This is a genomic window from Anaerolineales bacterium (assembly GCA_025808555.1).
Lineage (GTDB): Bacteria > Chloroflexota > Anaerolineae > Anaerolineales > UBA11579 > JAMCZK01.
The window spans coordinates 453,232-466,610 of the sequence record CP075526.1 but is presented as its reverse complement, the minus strand read 5'-3'; the positions used below and the strand labels follow the sequence as shown (position 1 = coordinate 466,610).

At 62.1% G+C, this 13,379-nt stretch carries 14 protein-coding genes; 11 read left to right on the top strand and 3 right to left on the bottom strand.

What is annotated here, in order from left to right:
* Positions 1 to 2: 2 nt before the first annotated feature.
* From KIT08_02545 to KIT08_02500, 10 genes are all read left to right on the top strand, one after another.
* On the top strand, positions 3 to 920 hold the full coding sequence (locus KIT08_02545; GenBank protein ID UYN90127.1) for a prenyltransferase: 918 nt from the start codon (positions 3 to 5) through the stop codon (positions 918 to 920).
* 269 nt (positions 921 to 1,189) lie between these two features.
* Positions 1,190 to 1,660, top strand: coding sequence for a thioredoxin-dependent thiol peroxidase (gene bcp, locus KIT08_02540; GenBank protein ID UYN90126.1), 471 nt, complete (start codon positions 1,190 to 1,192; stop codon positions 1,658 to 1,660).
* An 85-nt stretch (positions 1,661 to 1,745) separates the two neighbouring features.
* Complete coding sequence (coxB, locus tag KIT08_02535) at positions 1,746 to 2,783, top strand: cytochrome c oxidase subunit II (protein ID UYN90125.1); 1,038 nt, start codon at positions 1,746 to 1,748, stop codon at positions 2,781 to 2,783.
* A 28-nt stretch (positions 2,784 to 2,811) separates the two neighbouring features.
* The gene (locus tag KIT08_02530; GenBank protein ID UYN90124.1) at positions 2,812 to 4,731 is read left to right on the top strand and encodes a cbb3-type cytochrome c oxidase subunit I; all 1,920 of its coding nucleotides are present in this window, start codon (positions 2,812 to 2,814) and stop codon (positions 4,729 to 4,731) included.
* Between the two features lie 20 nt (positions 4,732 to 4,751).
* Positions 4,752 to 4,967, top strand: coding sequence for a hypothetical protein (locus KIT08_02525; protein UYN90123.1), 216 nt, complete (start codon positions 4,752 to 4,754; stop codon positions 4,965 to 4,967).
* The gene (locus KIT08_02520) at positions 4,968 to 5,531 is read left to right on the top strand and encodes a heme-copper oxidase subunit III (GenBank protein ID UYN90122.1); all 564 of its coding nucleotides are present in this window, start codon (positions 4,968 to 4,970) and stop codon (positions 5,529 to 5,531) included. It abuts the gene before it with no gap.
* A 106-nt stretch (positions 5,532 to 5,637) separates the two neighbouring features.
* Positions 5,638 to 6,249 (top strand): SCO family protein, encoded by a 612-nt coding sequence (locus KIT08_02515; GenBank protein UYN90121.1) that lies wholly within the window; start codon positions 5,638 to 5,640, stop codon positions 6,247 to 6,249.
* Positions 6,246 to 6,758, top strand: a complete 513-nt coding sequence (locus KIT08_02510; GenBank protein ID UYN90120.1) for a hypothetical protein — start codon at positions 6,246 to 6,248, stop codon at positions 6,756 to 6,758. The genes KIT08_02515 and KIT08_02510 overlap by 4 nt, the downstream gene beginning before the upstream one ends.
* Before the next feature lie 3 nt (positions 6,759 to 6,761).
* Positions 6,762 to 7,523, top strand: coding sequence for an SURF1 family protein (locus KIT08_02505; GenBank protein ID UYN90119.1), 762 nt, complete (start codon positions 6,762 to 6,764; stop codon positions 7,521 to 7,523).
* The gene (locus KIT08_02500; GenBank protein ID UYN90118.1) at positions 7,520 to 9,376 is read left to right on the top strand and encodes a heme o synthase; all 1,857 of its coding nucleotides are present in this window, start codon (positions 7,520 to 7,522) and stop codon (positions 9,374 to 9,376) included. Before KIT08_02505 ends, KIT08_02500 begins: the two co-directional genes overlap by 4 nt.
* A 243-nt stretch (positions 9,377 to 9,619) precedes the next feature.
* On the opposite strand, the gene KIT08_02495 is transcribed toward KIT08_02500, so the two are convergent.
* Positions 9,620 to 10,156 (bottom strand): copper chaperone PCu(A)C, encoded by a 537-nt coding sequence (locus KIT08_02495; protein UYN90117.1) that lies wholly within the window; start codon positions 10,154 to 10,156, stop codon positions 9,620 to 9,622.
* Positions 10,157 to 10,202: 46 nt separating this feature from the next.
* Complete coding sequence (locus tag KIT08_02490) at positions 10,203 to 11,258, bottom strand: L,D-transpeptidase (GenBank protein ID UYN90116.1); 1,056 nt, start codon at positions 11,256 to 11,258, stop codon at positions 10,203 to 10,205.
* 218 nt (positions 11,259 to 11,476) lie between these two features.
* On the opposite strand from KIT08_02490, the gene KIT08_02485 reads away from it, so the two are divergent.
* Positions 11,477 to 12,376, top strand: coding sequence for a hypothetical protein (locus tag KIT08_02485; protein UYN90115.1), 900 nt, complete (start codon positions 11,477 to 11,479; stop codon positions 12,374 to 12,376).
* On the opposite strand, the gene KIT08_02480 is transcribed toward KIT08_02485, so the two are convergent.
* A complete protein-coding gene (locus tag KIT08_02480; protein ID UYN90114.1) occupies positions 12,377 to 13,285 on the bottom strand; it encodes a pseudouridine-5'-phosphate glycosidase in 909 nt (302 codons plus the stop codon).
* Positions 13,286 to 13,379 lie beyond the last annotated feature (94 nt).

The following is a 13,379-nucleotide window of genomic DNA, read 5'->3' as shown; positions in this document are numbered from 1 at the left end:
CTGTGAAAACCAACCCGCTCATCTTGTTCCTGCGCCTCTCCCGCCCCTGGTTCCTTGGCGGTGGGGCGCTGTTTTATTTCCTCGGCGTGGGCATTGCCCGCTACCTGGGCCATCCGCTGGATTGGAACCTTGTGCTCAGCGGCCAGATCTGGGTCAGCGCCATGCAGCTCAGCGTGCATTACCTCAACGAATATTTTGATCACCCCAACGACGCCGATCACGCCAACCGCACGCCGTTCAGTGGCGGCAGCGGCGCGCTGGGGCAGGGCGAGGGCCAACTGCGCCCGCAGGTGGCCCTGATCGCCGCCGGCACTGCCCTAGCATTGGTGGCGGCCGCCACCAATGTGGTCGCGCGGGCTGGCAGCCTGAATGCGACCGTTTTGCTGATCATGGGCCTCATCTTCTTCGGCGCCTTCTTTTACTCCGTGCCGCCCGTGCGCCTGGCCACCAGCGGCTACGGCGAGCTCAGCACCGCTATCATCCTGGCCGCACTGGTGCCGGCCCTCGGCTTCAGCCTGCAGAGCGGGGCCATGCACCGCCTGCTGGCCATGAGCACTTTCCCACTGGTGGTGCTGACCCTGGCCTCCACCCTGGCCCTTGAATTTTCTGATTACGCCCAGGATCTGCGAACCGGCAAGCTGACCCTGTTCGTGCGCATCGGCTGGGAACAGGCGCTGCGCCTGCACCATATTCTGGTGGCCGCGGGCTACGCCCTAATGCTCGGTGCGCTGGCCGCTGGCTTGCCAACCGCCATTGGCCTTATGCCGCTGCTCAGCCTGCCGCTGGCCGGGCTGCAGGTCTGGTACATGCAGCGGATCGCTCAGGGCCTCAAGCCCAATTGGCTGGCGGTCACTTTCAACGGCATGGCCTTTACTTTCCTCAGCGCTTATTTGCTGGCCCAGGCGTTTTGGGTTAGATAAGGGCTGCAATTCTCCTTACGTAGCCTAAATGCTTGCCAAAAGTTATTGTTGTTGGAATAGGGGTGGGGGTCAAAAGATATTACTAACAACTTTCGGCTTCCCCAGCTCATGCTGATCTTATAGCGCAGATCGTTTGTTTAGGGGTGTATTGGGGTTGGTTGTCAAAGCAATGGGCTGATCAAGAGTAGGGCAGAGCTTGTGCCGGCAAGGCTTAATCTCCCAACAAATCCCCATCCCACTGACTATAATTTCAAAAAACGGAGACTTATATGACCCTGAACATTGGCCAGAAGGCCCCTGATTTCAAACTGCCCGACGAGAACGGCAAGCTGCACAAGCTCTCAGACTATAAGGGCAAGACGGTGGTGCTGTACTTCTACCCGGCAGATGACACCCCGGGCTGCACGCTGGAAGCCTGCAACTTCCGTGACGACTACCTCAAGTACAAGGCGGCTGGCGCGGTGATCCTGGGCGTCAGCCCGGATGACGAGCAATCCCACGAGAAGTTCAAGGCGAAGTTCAGCCTGCCGTTCCCGCTGCTGGCGGATGTGGGCCATAAGGTCTGCGAGCAATACGGCGTTTGGGGCGAGAAGACCATGTTCGGCAAGAAGTACATGGGCGTCATCCGCTCCACGTTCCTGATCGGGCCGGACGGCAAGATCGCCGAGATTTACAGCAAGGTCAGCGTCCCCAAGCACAGCGAAAAAGTGCTCAAAGCGGTTGAAGAGCTGCAAGCCTGAGGGTTCAAAGTTGAATTAGTGATATACTGACTTCGTACCTTTCGGCACAATAACAACACGAAAGGCTTTTTTCGGAGGACAACGGATGATTCATCTCCTCATTGTTGGTGTGCTTGTGATCGTGGCAACCCTTGGTTTGGGCTTGTTGCTAACGCAAACAAACATCTTGCCGCTCCAGGCAAGCCAACAAGCCATCACCATTGACTGGCTCTTCAACATTCACTTCTGGTTCATTGCTTTCTTTGTTGCGCTGATCTGTGTCGTCATCGTCTACAGCCTGGTCGTCTTCCGCCGCAAGGCGGGCGAAAAGGGCGATGGCGTGTACATGCACGGCAACCAGCGCCTCGAGATCTTCTGGACGGTGGTGCCGATCGGCATCGTGTTGTGGATGGCGGTGATCGGCGGCCAGACGCTCTCCGACGTGGAGCGCCGTGACCCGCAGGCCATTACGGTAGATGTGTTTGCCTCGCAATGGAGTTGGCGCTTCCAATATGAAGTGACCACCGAAGAGGGCGTGCGCACCGCGGTGGCCTCCGATGTGCTCGTGTTGCCGCGCAACCAGCAAGCTCTGTTGCGCCTGCACTCGCAGGATGTGATCCATTCCTTCTTTGTGCCTGAATTCCGCGTCAAGCAAGACATCTTGCCTGGCGGTGAAGAATACGTGCGCGAACTGCGCATTACCCCCAACACCAACGGCACCTATCAAGTGCAGTGTGCCGAGATCTGCGGCCAGGGCCACTACAGTATGCTGGCCCAGGTGCAGGTGGTGGATGGCTCTGAGTTCACCGGCTGGCTCACCGAGCAGGCGGCTGACTGCAACCTGACCGATGTAGAGTGCGGCCAGCGCTGGGCCGAGACCTTCGGCTGCCTGGGCTGCCACACCACCGACGGCACTGCCAAGATCGGCCCCACCTGGCTCGGCCTGGCCGGCCACAATGTGGAGCTAACCGACGGCAGCACCGTCATTGCCGATACCAATTACCTGCTGACCGCTATCGTGGACCCGAATGCCCAGATCGTGGCCGGTTTCCAACCCAATGTCATGCCGCAAAACTTTGATGAGCTTCTCAGCGAGGAGCAGATCAACCAGATCGTGGCTTTCATTGAGAGCCTGGGCAACTAACTTGCCGACAAAGTTGAGGAGTTAGAGGATGCGTTTCTTTTCCACTAGTTTTTTCCGCGGCCTGATCGCTCAGATCGCCGGCACCGTGCTCGGTATGGGCTTGGTGATGGCGCTGCGCGTCATCTTGGGCCTGCCGCTCTCCAGCGCCGTTGAAGCTGAAGACGCCCACATCCGCGAGATCATCGTGGTGGGCGGCGTGCTGGTGGGCGCCATCGCCTTCCTCATCGGCGCCGGCGTCTTCACCGACTGGTTCAAGTGGGCCCGCGGCGAGGAAACCTCAGACGATCACACGCCTGACCCCAGCAAGCCCAACTGGATGCGCTACTTCAGCGTGGACTTTGACCACAAGGTCATCGGCGTGCAGTATGGCGTCACCTCGCTGCTACTCCTGCTGTTCGGCGGCACGTTTGCCATGCTCTTCCGCATCGAGCTCTCCGGCTCCGGCATTACTTTCCTCAACAGTGAGATCTTCAAGGTGCTGCTGGGTTATGACGGCCCGCACCTTTACAACACCCTCATGTCGCTGCACGGCATCGTCATGATCGCCGGCATCCTGCTGGGCGTTGGTGCCATGTCCAACTACCTGGTGCCGATGCTCATCGGCGCCAACGATATGGCCTTCCCGCGCCTCAACGCATTCGCCTTCTGGATCAACGTGCCCGGCGCGGCCATCCTGCTCAGCAGCTTGTTCTTCGGCGGCTTTGACACTGGCTGGGTGGGTTACCCACCGCTGAGTCTGCGCGCCCCGTTGGGCATGCAGATGTTCCTCATCGGCGTCTACCTCGTCGGCCTGTCGTCCATCGCCGGTTCGATCAACGTCATCGTCACCACGCTCACCATGCGCGCCAAGGGCATGAGCCTGTTCCGCATGCCCATCTTCTGCTGGGCCGCCCTGGCCACCGCGCTGCTGCAGTTCAGCGCCACCCAGTTGATCGGTCTGTCCTTCCAGCTGGTGATGCTGGAGCGCTTGATGGGCATGAGTTTCTTCGACTCGCTGCAGGGCGGTGACCCGGTGCTGTACCAGCACCTGTTCTGGTTCTACTCGCACCCGGCCGTGTACGTATTCATTCTGCCCGGCCTGGGCGTCATCAGCGAGCTGCTGCCGGTCTTCGGCCGCAAGCCGCTCTACGGTTACCGCTGGGTGGCGTTGTCCTCCTTCGGCATCGCCGTGGTCAGCTTCTTCGTGTGGGCTCACCACATGTTCGTCTCCGGCATGAGCCCCTTCCTGCGCATTCCTTTCATGTATTCGACCCTGTTGGTGGCAGTGCCCACCGGCGTCAAGTTCTTCAGTTGGGCCGCCACCGTATGGCAGGGCAAGACCATCTTCAAGACGCCCATGCTGTTCGCCCTGGGGGCGGTGGTCATATTCCTGCTGGGTGGCGTGACGGGGCCCCCGCTGGCCACCATCGCCACGGACCTGCATTTGCACGACACCTGGTTTGTGGTCGGCCACTTCCATGACACCATGTTCGGCGGTTTCATCTTCCCGTTCGTGGCGGCCATCTTCTACTGGTTCCCCAAGATGACCGGCCGCATGTATAACGAGAAGCAGGGCAAGATCCAGTTCTGGCTGATGTTCATCGGCTTCATGCTGATGAGCAACCTGCAGCTCGTGCTCGGCTTGCTGGGCATGCGCCGCCGCGTGGTTGATTTTGACGCTGCGCTGGGCTTCGACACGATGCAGTTGTTCGTCACCATCGGCGGCTTCATGGTCTTCTTCGGCATGCTGCTCTTCGCCTACAACATCATCCGTAGCTGGACCAAGGGTGAGGTTGCCGAGGGCAACGTGTGGGACTCCCGCTCCCCCGAGTGGCAGAAGCCCAACCCGATGCCGCTGCACAACTACGAGCAACCCTTTGAAGTGGTGGGTGAGCCGTATGACTACGGCCTGCCCAACTCACAATACGTCAACATGAACCCGGCGGGCAGCAGCCCGTCTGCGCACTAACGGTTTAGGAGTGGACTGGTATGGCTGATAACAACGAAAGCCGCCGAGCGGCGCTGAACCGGGGAATGTGGGTGGCCTTCATGCTCGCCGTGCTCACCTTTGGTGAGTTCCTGGTGGGCGTCATTGCACCCCCCTGGGGCACGCTGCTGCTGGTGGTGGCCGGCTTCAAGGCTTTTTTCGTGATCACGGAGTACATGCACATTGGGCGCCTGTTCTCCTCGGATGAGGAGCACTAAATGTCTGCTGTAGAAAGCTACGCAACCAAACTCGTCCGCAACCGCATGGGGTTGTGGCTGTTTGTCATCTCAGACGCCTTTGTCTTCGTGGGCCTGTTCATTGCCCGCATGGTGCTGCTGGGCGACACCCGCCCGCACCTTGACCAGGGCCTGGGCCTCGGCGTCACGATCATGCTGCTGGTCAGCAGCTTCTTCATGAACCGCGCCGAAGTCGAGATGGCCCATGGGAACCGCCCGGCCTTTTTGCGCAACACCTTCATCACCATGGTGCTGGGCGCCATCTTCCTGCTGGGTGTGGTCGGCGTTGAGTGGCAGATCGCCCACTTCGGCCCCGCGGATGGCCAGCAGGGTGCTGTGTTCTACGCCATGACCGGCTTCCACGCCTTCCACGTCCTGACCGGCGTGATCTTCCTGTTCATTGTGTGGAACAACGGCCGCCGCGGCCACTACAGCGCCGAGAAGCACTGGGCCGTGGAAGCGTGCGCCATCTACTGGCACTTTGTAGACGTGGTGTGGATGTTCTTCTATGTAGGTCTTTACCTACTGGGAACGCCGATCGTCTAAACTTTCTCGAAAAGCTATCGGGTATAACAGAAGCGGGCTGTGCTGGCCCTGCTGAAGCTGTTGGCTTCAGCAGTCAGCCACCCGCTTTTGTGTTTGAAAAGAGATGATGAAGAACAAACGCATTCTTGCAACTGCACTGGGTCTTGTAGCTCTGGCCGCCCTCGGGGTGACCGCCTTCCAGATCTGGGAGAAGCAAAAGGCCTTCCGCGGCTCGGAGATCGTGCCACCCCAGATTGCCGCGCCCATCACGCTGCAGCGCCTGGACGGCTCGACCTATGACCTGGCCGCCCAGCGCGGCCGTGTGGTGGTGCTGTACTTCGGCTTCACCCATTGCCCTGACTATTGCCCCGGCACCCTGGCTAAGTTCCAGCAGGTCGTTACCCGCATGGGCGAAAACGCCAGCCAGGTTGACTTCGTCTTCGTCACCGCTGACCCGGACCGCGATACGCCTCAGGTGGCCGATGAGTACGCCCGCCACTTTAACCCTGACTTCATCGGCCTCTCCGGCAGCGAGGAAGAGCTGACTCCCACCTGGCAGGCCTACTATGTGGGCCGCCTGATCGTACCCATGCCGGACAGCGTGCTCGGCTACACCGTGCAGCACTCCACCCGTTCCTATGTGATCGATAAGCAGGGCAACCTGCGCCTCACCTTCCCGTTCGAGATGCAGGCTGCCGATATGGCCCATGACCTGCAATTGCTGTTGGCGGAGAAATGAAGCTAGACCCCGTAAAGACCCCTCTCTACATGAACCGTTTCGTGCTGGTTCTGCTGGTTTCCATACTGGCCGCCTGGCTGATCAGCGAAGCCGGCCTCTTTTTGCAGCAGGATCGCAGCACTGCGCGTGCTCCGCAGCAGGTCGAGCTCATCATCCCGGCGGGCACGGCCGCCAAGGTGGCGGCCGGCGAGCCGGCGCCCGGCATCCCCGATGAGATGACCTTCGTGCTCGGCGATGTGCTCGTGGTGCGCAACGAGGATAGCGAGACCCACACCCTTGGCCCGCTGCTGGTGCCCGCCGGCGCCAGCGCCAGCCTGCCGCTGAATGAAGAAGACAACTTCTCCATGACCTGCAGCTTCAACGCCAGCAGCTACATGGGGCTGACTGTGCGACCGCCCACAACCCTGCGCACCCGTTTGGTGGGCATCGCCTTCGCCGCCATCCCCACCGCCGCCATGCTGTTCGTCTACAGCCTGGCGGTGTTCCCGGTCAAGCCCAAGGCCGCCTAACCCATGCTCGCCCGCCTGTTCAGCCGCCGCTGGCTGCTCACCACCATTCTGGTGTTGGCAGCCGCCGCGGTCATGGTTCGCCTGGGGATCTGGCAGCTGGACCGTTTGGAATGGCGTCGTGCCTTCAACGCGCGCGTGATCGAGCAGGCCAACCTGCCGCCCATGCAACTTGGGGCGGCCGACACCGATTTGGATTTATACTCAATGGAATATCGCCAGGTGCAAGTGACTGGCGAGTACCTTGCACAAGACGCCGTTGCGTTGCGCAACCAGGTGTGGGTTACGGTCTACGGCAACCAGGTAGGCTACAAGCTGCTGATGCCATTGCGCATCCAGGGCAGCGAGACGGCGATCCTGGTGGATCGTGGCTGGGTACCCGCCGAGCAACCGCTGGACCTGGCGCAGTATGCTGAACCAGGCCCGGTGGCCATCACCGGCCAGATCCGCCGGGCCGAGATCGACGTGCAGCTGGCCTTCAACGCCGACCCTACGCTGCAGCCCGGCGAGCTGCGTTTGGAGCTGTGGAACTATCTGGATCTGCCACGCCTGGCAGACCAGATGGAGACGCCACTGCTCACCGGCGGCTATGTGCAGATCGTGCCGCAGGGCGCGCAGGAGCAGCCGCCGTTTGCCAACCCGCCCGAGCTTGACTTAAGCGAGGGCTCGCACTTTGGCTACGCGGTGCAATGGTTCACCTTTGCCACTATTTTGCTGACGGGCTACCCGTATTTTGCCCGCCGCCAGGATCTGAGAAACGAGAAATGAGCCCAACGAAGAAAAAAGCAGCAAAGAAAAAGGCTGTGCGCAAGGCTGCCCCCAAACTGGTGGTGGGCAACTTTCGCTATCTGGTGCTGGCCGCGGCCATCTCCACCTTCCTGCTGATCGTCATCGGCGGCATCGTGCGCGTCACCGGCTCCGGCCTGGGTTGCCCTGATTGGCCCACCTGCTTTGGCCGTATCCTGCCGCCGCCGCAGATCGAAGCGCAGATCGAGTTCAGCCATCGTTTTTGGGCTTCGGCCATCACCTCACCGCTCATTCTGCTCTCGGCCTTCTTCGCCTGGCGTCGCTTCCGCAGCGTGCGCCTGATCTGGTCCCCCTTGTTCTGGTCGCTGCCGATCCTGGCCATCCAGGGCGCCTTGGGGGCCATCGTCGTTTTGCAGGAGCTGCCGCCGTACATCGTAGCCGTCCACCTCGGCACCGCCTTCCTGCTGCTGGCGCTGCTCATCCTGGCTACGGTGACCGCCTTCCGCCTGCATGCTCAACCCCAGCAGGCCGATAAGCTGGTCTTCCGCAGCCGCTTTGCGCGCCTGGCTATGGGTGGCGTGATCGGCCTGTTCATTGTGCTGGTCAGTGGGGCCTTCACCGCCGCTGAGGGCGCAACCTATGCCTGCTCCGGCTGGCCACTGTGCAACGGCGAGCTTATCCCTAGCCATCCGCTCGGCTGGCTGCATATGTTCCATCGTCTTATCGTGGCCTTGCTCACCGTGCATATTGTGATGCTGCTGCGCGCCGCCTGGCGCACCCAGCGCACTCAGCGCGGCATCCTGTCGGCCGCCACGCTGACCGTCGTGCTTTACTTCGCCCAAGTCTTGGTGGGGGCGCTCAAGGTCAGCATGCAATTCCCCATCTATTTGCTCGGCCTGCACGTGGCCACGGCCGCGGCGGTGTGGGCGATGATGGTCGTGCTCGTCGTTCTGGTCGGCCTGGCTGGCCGCACCACGCAAGACGAGGAGCGCGAGGCGGCCAAGCCGGTCAACCGCAAGCAGCGACTGGCCGATTTTGTGCTGCTCACCAAACCCATTATCGTGGCCCTGCTGCTGGTGACCACCTACGCTGGCATGGTGGTGGCTGGCAAAGCCTTGCCTTCGCTCTCGCTCACGTTCTGGACGATGCTGGGCGGTGCGCTGGCGGCGGGCGGCAGCGGCGCCATCAACCAATACATTGACCGCGAGATCGACCAGCATATGACGCGCACGGCGCGGCGGCCCATTGCCGCTGGCCGCCTAACCCCCGCCGAAGGCTACGCCTTCGGCCTGGGTGCGCTGGTCGTTTCGTTCTATATCATGGCGGGCTTCGTCAACCTGCTAGCCGCGCTGCTCACCTTGACCGGTATGCTGTATTACATCGTGCTGTACAGCCTGTGGCTCAAGCACGCCACCGTGCAGAACATCGTCATCGGCGGCGGCGCCGGCGCCATCCCACCGCTGGTGGGCTGGGCGGCCGTCACCGGCGACCTCAGCATTCCGGCGCTGTTCCTGTTCGCCATCGTCTTCATGTGGACCCCGCCGCATTTCTGGGCGCTGGCCCTCGTCAAGCAGAACGATTACGCCCGCGCCGGCGTGCCCATGCTGCCGGTGGTGCGCGGCGAGAAGGCTACCCGCTGGCAGATCTGGGTCTATACCCTGGAGCTGGTGGCGCTGACCCTGCTGATGCCGATCCTGGGTATGGCAGGCGGTGTATACGCGGTGTGCGCCGTGCTGTTGGGCGCCTGGCTCATTTACTGGGCCTGGAAAGTGTGGAAAGTGGGCAGCAACAAGATCGCCTGGAGCATGTACCGCTACTCCAGCATGTACCTGGCCTTCCTGTTTGTGGCTTTGGTGGTTGACGCGTTGGTATAGTTGCGTGGGCTGCGCCCACGCGTTGGCGTTGCTACTCGGCTATCGCCGAGTAACGCAACACCACGCAGCGTTTGTGGTAGCCAAACGGGCGCACATCGTGCGCCCGTTTTATTTTAGGTTTTGTCATTGCGAGGAATGCTGAAAGTTGCATGTCGTGCAACTTCAGCCGACGAAGCAATCCGGGTTTGCGCTCTAAAATTTTTGAAACCCGATTGCTTCGCTGCGCTCGGAATGACAAACAGTCTACGGAGCCAGCACCTTGACCTCGATGGTGAGGTCTTCGGCGTGTTCGAAATGCAGGGTCAGCTCGAAGGTGTCGCCGGCGCTGAGCTCGCGCTGCAGGTTGATGAGCATGATGTGATAGCCGCCCGGCGCGAAAGCGATCTCATGGCTGGCGGCAAGCTCGACGCGGTCCACCTTCACCATCGTGCCGATGCTGGACATGTCGTGCATTTCGGTCTCGCCCATGGGATGTTCGCCTTCAGCGTGCCCGGCTTCGCCGTGCTCGTCATGGGCGGCTTGCTGGCTCTCGACGGCTTCGCCATCCGCCACCATGCCACTGAGGTGGATCTCGACGGTTTCGGCTACGTCAGACGAGGCGCCGATCAGGGCGTCATCGGTTTCGGTGGCGTTGTGCAGCATGAAGTAGGTTGCACCGGTGCCGCCGGCCAGGGTGGGGCGGCTGTAGGCTTCGTGGGTGTGCCAGCGGCCGCCGGCGTTGTTGCACGCAGCCAGCGCCACGGCAAGCACAACAAGAACAGCTACATAGTGCTTCTTCAAGACATCCTCTCTGGTACTGGTGAATGGGCGGCTAAGTATACGCCCGCTAGCTGACCACGACGCGGGTGCCCGGGCCAATGGATTGCACTTCGCCATACTGGCTCTCTGGCATGAGCCAGCGGAACAACCACTTGGCCTCGTGCGGCTTCATGTTGACGCAGCCGTGGCTCATCTCGTTGCCGTAGTTGTCGTGCCAGTAGGTGCCGTGGAAAGCCACACCCCATTCGTGGAAGTACGAGACCCACGGCACGCCAGGCAGCTCGTAGGCTTCCACGTCGGCGGTGATGTTGCCGTCGCCCATGTGGCGTACTGGCATTTTAGAAGTGACGCTAAAAGTTCCTCTTGGCGTGGCAGTCGGGATGCCGTTGGTGCTGACCAGATAGGGGATTCCGGTGGAGATCTTGGTGTCCATCAGTAGGGCGCCTTCTTCGTAGGCCCACAGACGCTGCTCGCGAATGCTGACCTCGACGTGTTTCTGGTGCAGCGGGATGTGGGCATTGATCGGGGTCAGTTCGCTGGCGGGCACTTTGCGCATGTGCTCGGCGAGTACGTGATAGGTGATCTTGAGCAACTCATCGGTGATCTCGTACCACAGGGCGCCATCCGGACCCTCGGTGATGGCGGTGACCCAGTGGGTGGAGAGGTAGTAGAGGCGGTAGAGCTTCTCCCAGCCGCGGGCGCGGGTGAAGCGGTAGGACTGGGTGAGTGGCACGGTGATCTCGAACAGTTCGCCGGCCGGGTTGATCTGCACTTGGGGCGTGTTGAGCTGGGTTTCGACGGGTTGCAGGTAGGCGGTGTGGGCGTAGCCTTCGTCTACCCGGTACCAGCGCGGGTTGAAATCTGGGCCCAGGTCGGATTCGAACTCTTCGAAGGTGTAGATGAGCTGGTCACGCGAGCGGGTGGCGACGACATCGCTCTGGTAGGAGGGTTCGCTGTACAGGCGCAGCTCCTTGACCGCCACGCGGGCTAAGCCGGTAGCTTCGTTTGGCTTGCTGGCGCTCATCAGGCCGCGGTTGGCCTGCGCCAGCGGCTGCAGGGTCAGGCCACCGAGGGCCAGGCCGCCGAGCTGTAGGAATTCCTTGCGGGAGAGCTGGTCTTGCATGCTTCTATTCTAACAAGCCGGCTCGACGGCGGAACCTGAACGGTGTATGAGTATGTTCATACTGGCTGGTGCTTGAAATGCCCTAAAGGATCCCTCGCTACGCTCGGGATGACTGAGTGGCACTTCAGTTACCCATGCCAACGAGGATCCCTCGCTCCGCTCGGGATGCACAAATGGCGCTGCTAGCCGCTAGGTATGGCGGCGCGTATAATCGCGCCGTGCCTTCGTTCACGCTGGACATCCAGAGTTTTATACGCGCGGCAACCTTCGTCTTGCTGTTCTTCGGCGTGTATGCTTTATGGTCCGGGCGCAGCTCCATCCAATCCTCCCATGATGTGCCGTTCTACCGTGTGCGCCAGCAACGCGTCTTTGCCGGCTGGCGCAACATTGTCTTCGGCATGGTGCTGCTGGCCGCCTCGGCGTGGACCGGGTTCAACGGCGAGCGCACCGCCTACGCCGTGTTCCCGGTGACGGCCACGCCAACACTGAGCCCCACGCCTTCGCTCACCTTCACCCCGTCGCTGACGCCATCCGAAACCCTGACGCCCAGTGAAACGCCCACGCTGCAGTTCTCGCTGACCCCGTCCCCCTCGGCCATCCCGGTGCTGCCGGGCGAGATCGCCGCCGAATTCACATCCCAGGTCACACCCAGCGGGGCCGAGGTGTTCAGCCCGTTTGTCTTCGCCCGCAACATCAACTTGAGCACCTATCAGCCCATCGGCGCGGCGCTGGTGTTCGAGAACCCGGTCACCGGCATCTATGCGCTGTTCAGCTATGACCAGATGCAGCCCGGTGTGCAGTGGACGGCGCTGTGGTACCGCGACGGCCAGCTGGTGCACTACGAAAGCAAGCCGTGGGACGGCGGCACGGGCGGCTATGGCTACACCGAGTGGCTGGCCCCGGCCGAGGACTGGCTGGCGGGCCGCTACCAGGTGGAGATGTACGTGGGCAGCGATGTGAAGCTGGTGGGCAATTTTGATGTGACCGGCCAGCCTTCAACAAGCACGCCCACGCCTTCGGCCACGCCCACCTTTACGCCCAGCCCGACGCGCACACCAACGCCGCTGCCCAGCCCAACGCATACGCGCCAGCCCACAGCCACCGCGCCATCCAATTGATCAGGCGTGCTGCTGGCTGCCCTCAGCCAGCTCCTTGGCCACGCCCGCGGCGATGCGGGCGTTGTTTTTGAGCAGCGCTAAGTTCGCCTGCAGGCTGCGCCCGCCGCTGAGCTGGGCCACGCGGGCCAGCAGGAACGGCGAGACGGCCTGGCCGCGGATGCCCTGCGCGTTGGCCTCGGCTTGAGCCTGGGTGATCCAGGCTTCCACTTCGTCGCGCGGGATGGCGGCCTCGGCCGGCGGCGGGGCGGCCAGCAGCACGCCGCCGCCGCCCAGCTGCCAGTGCGCCCGCGCCAGGGCGGCCGCCCCGGCGGCATCCTCCACGCGGTTGCTGGTGGCGAGCCCGCTGTCTACGGAGTAGAAGGCGGGGTAAGCGTCCGTACCATAGCCGACCACCGGCACGCCGAGGGTCTCGAACTGCTCCAGCGTAGCGGGTAGGTCGAGAATGGCTTTGGCGCCGGCGCAGACCAGCACCAGCGGCTGGCGGGCCAGCTCGGGCAGATCGGCCGAGATGTCCCAGTGCCCGCCCCGATGCACGCCACCGATACCGCCGGTGGCGAAGACACGGATGCGGGCGCTGGCGGCGATGCGCAGCGTGGCCGCGACGGTGGTGCCGCCGCTGGCCTTTTGGGCCACGGCGGCGGCCAGGTCTCGGCTGCTGAGCTTGCGGACTTCAGGATCGTTGGCGCGCGCCTCCAGCTGGGCGGTGTCCAGCCCCACGCACAGCTCGCCGTCAATGACGGCGATGGTGGCGGGGATGGCGCCCTCGGCGCGCACGATGGCTTCGAGCGCCTGGGCCAGCTCCAGGTTCTGCGGGCGGGGTAGGCCGTGGGTGATGACGGTCGATTCGAGGGCAACCACAGGCTGGCCGTGCAGGATGGCCTGGCTGACTTCGAGGGAGAGTTTGAACATGCCGGATAGTTTCATAAGTTCACCACAGGGATTCTAAAGGCAAAAGTTATTGTTGCTGGAATAGGGGAGGGGGTTAAAAGATATTACTAACAAC

Coding starts and splice junctions, on each gene's coding strand:
- KIT08_02500 (UYN90118.1), top strand. CDS start 7,520: ATGAGCCCAACGAAGAAAAAAGCAGCAAAGAAAAAGGCTGTGCGCAAG.
- KIT08_02530 (UYN90124.1), top strand. CDS start 2,812: ATGCGTTTCTTTTCCACTAGTTTTTTCCGCGGCCTGATCGCTCAGATC.
- coxB (UYN90125.1), top strand. CDS start 1,746: ATGATTCATCTCCTCATTGTTGGTGTGCTTGTGATCGTGGCAACCCTT.
- bcp (UYN90126.1), top strand. CDS start 1,190: ATGACCCTGAACATTGGCCAGAAGGCCCCTGATTTCAAACTGCCCGAC.
- KIT08_02515 (UYN90121.1), top strand. CDS start 5,638: ATGAAGAACAAACGCATTCTTGCAACTGCACTGGGTCTTGTAGCTCTG.
- KIT08_02480 (UYN90114.1), bottom strand. CDS start 13,285: ATGTTCAAACTCTCCCTCGAAGTCAGCCAGGCCATCCTGCACGGCCAG.
- KIT08_02520 (UYN90122.1), top strand. CDS start 4,968: ATGTCTGCTGTAGAAAGCTACGCAACCAAACTCGTCCGCAACCGCATG.
- KIT08_02505 (UYN90119.1), top strand. CDS start 6,762: ATGCTCGCCCGCCTGTTCAGCCGCCGCTGGCTGCTCACCACCATTCTG.
- KIT08_02525 (UYN90123.1), top strand. CDS start 4,752: ATGGCTGATAACAACGAAAGCCGCCGAGCGGCGCTGAACCGGGGAATG.
- KIT08_02490 (UYN90116.1), bottom strand. CDS start 11,258: ATGCAAGACCAGCTCTCCCGCAAGGAATTCCTACAGCTCGGCGGCCTG.
- KIT08_02510 (UYN90120.1), top strand. CDS start 6,246: ATGAAGCTAGACCCCGTAAAGACCCCTCTCTACATGAACCGTTTCGTG.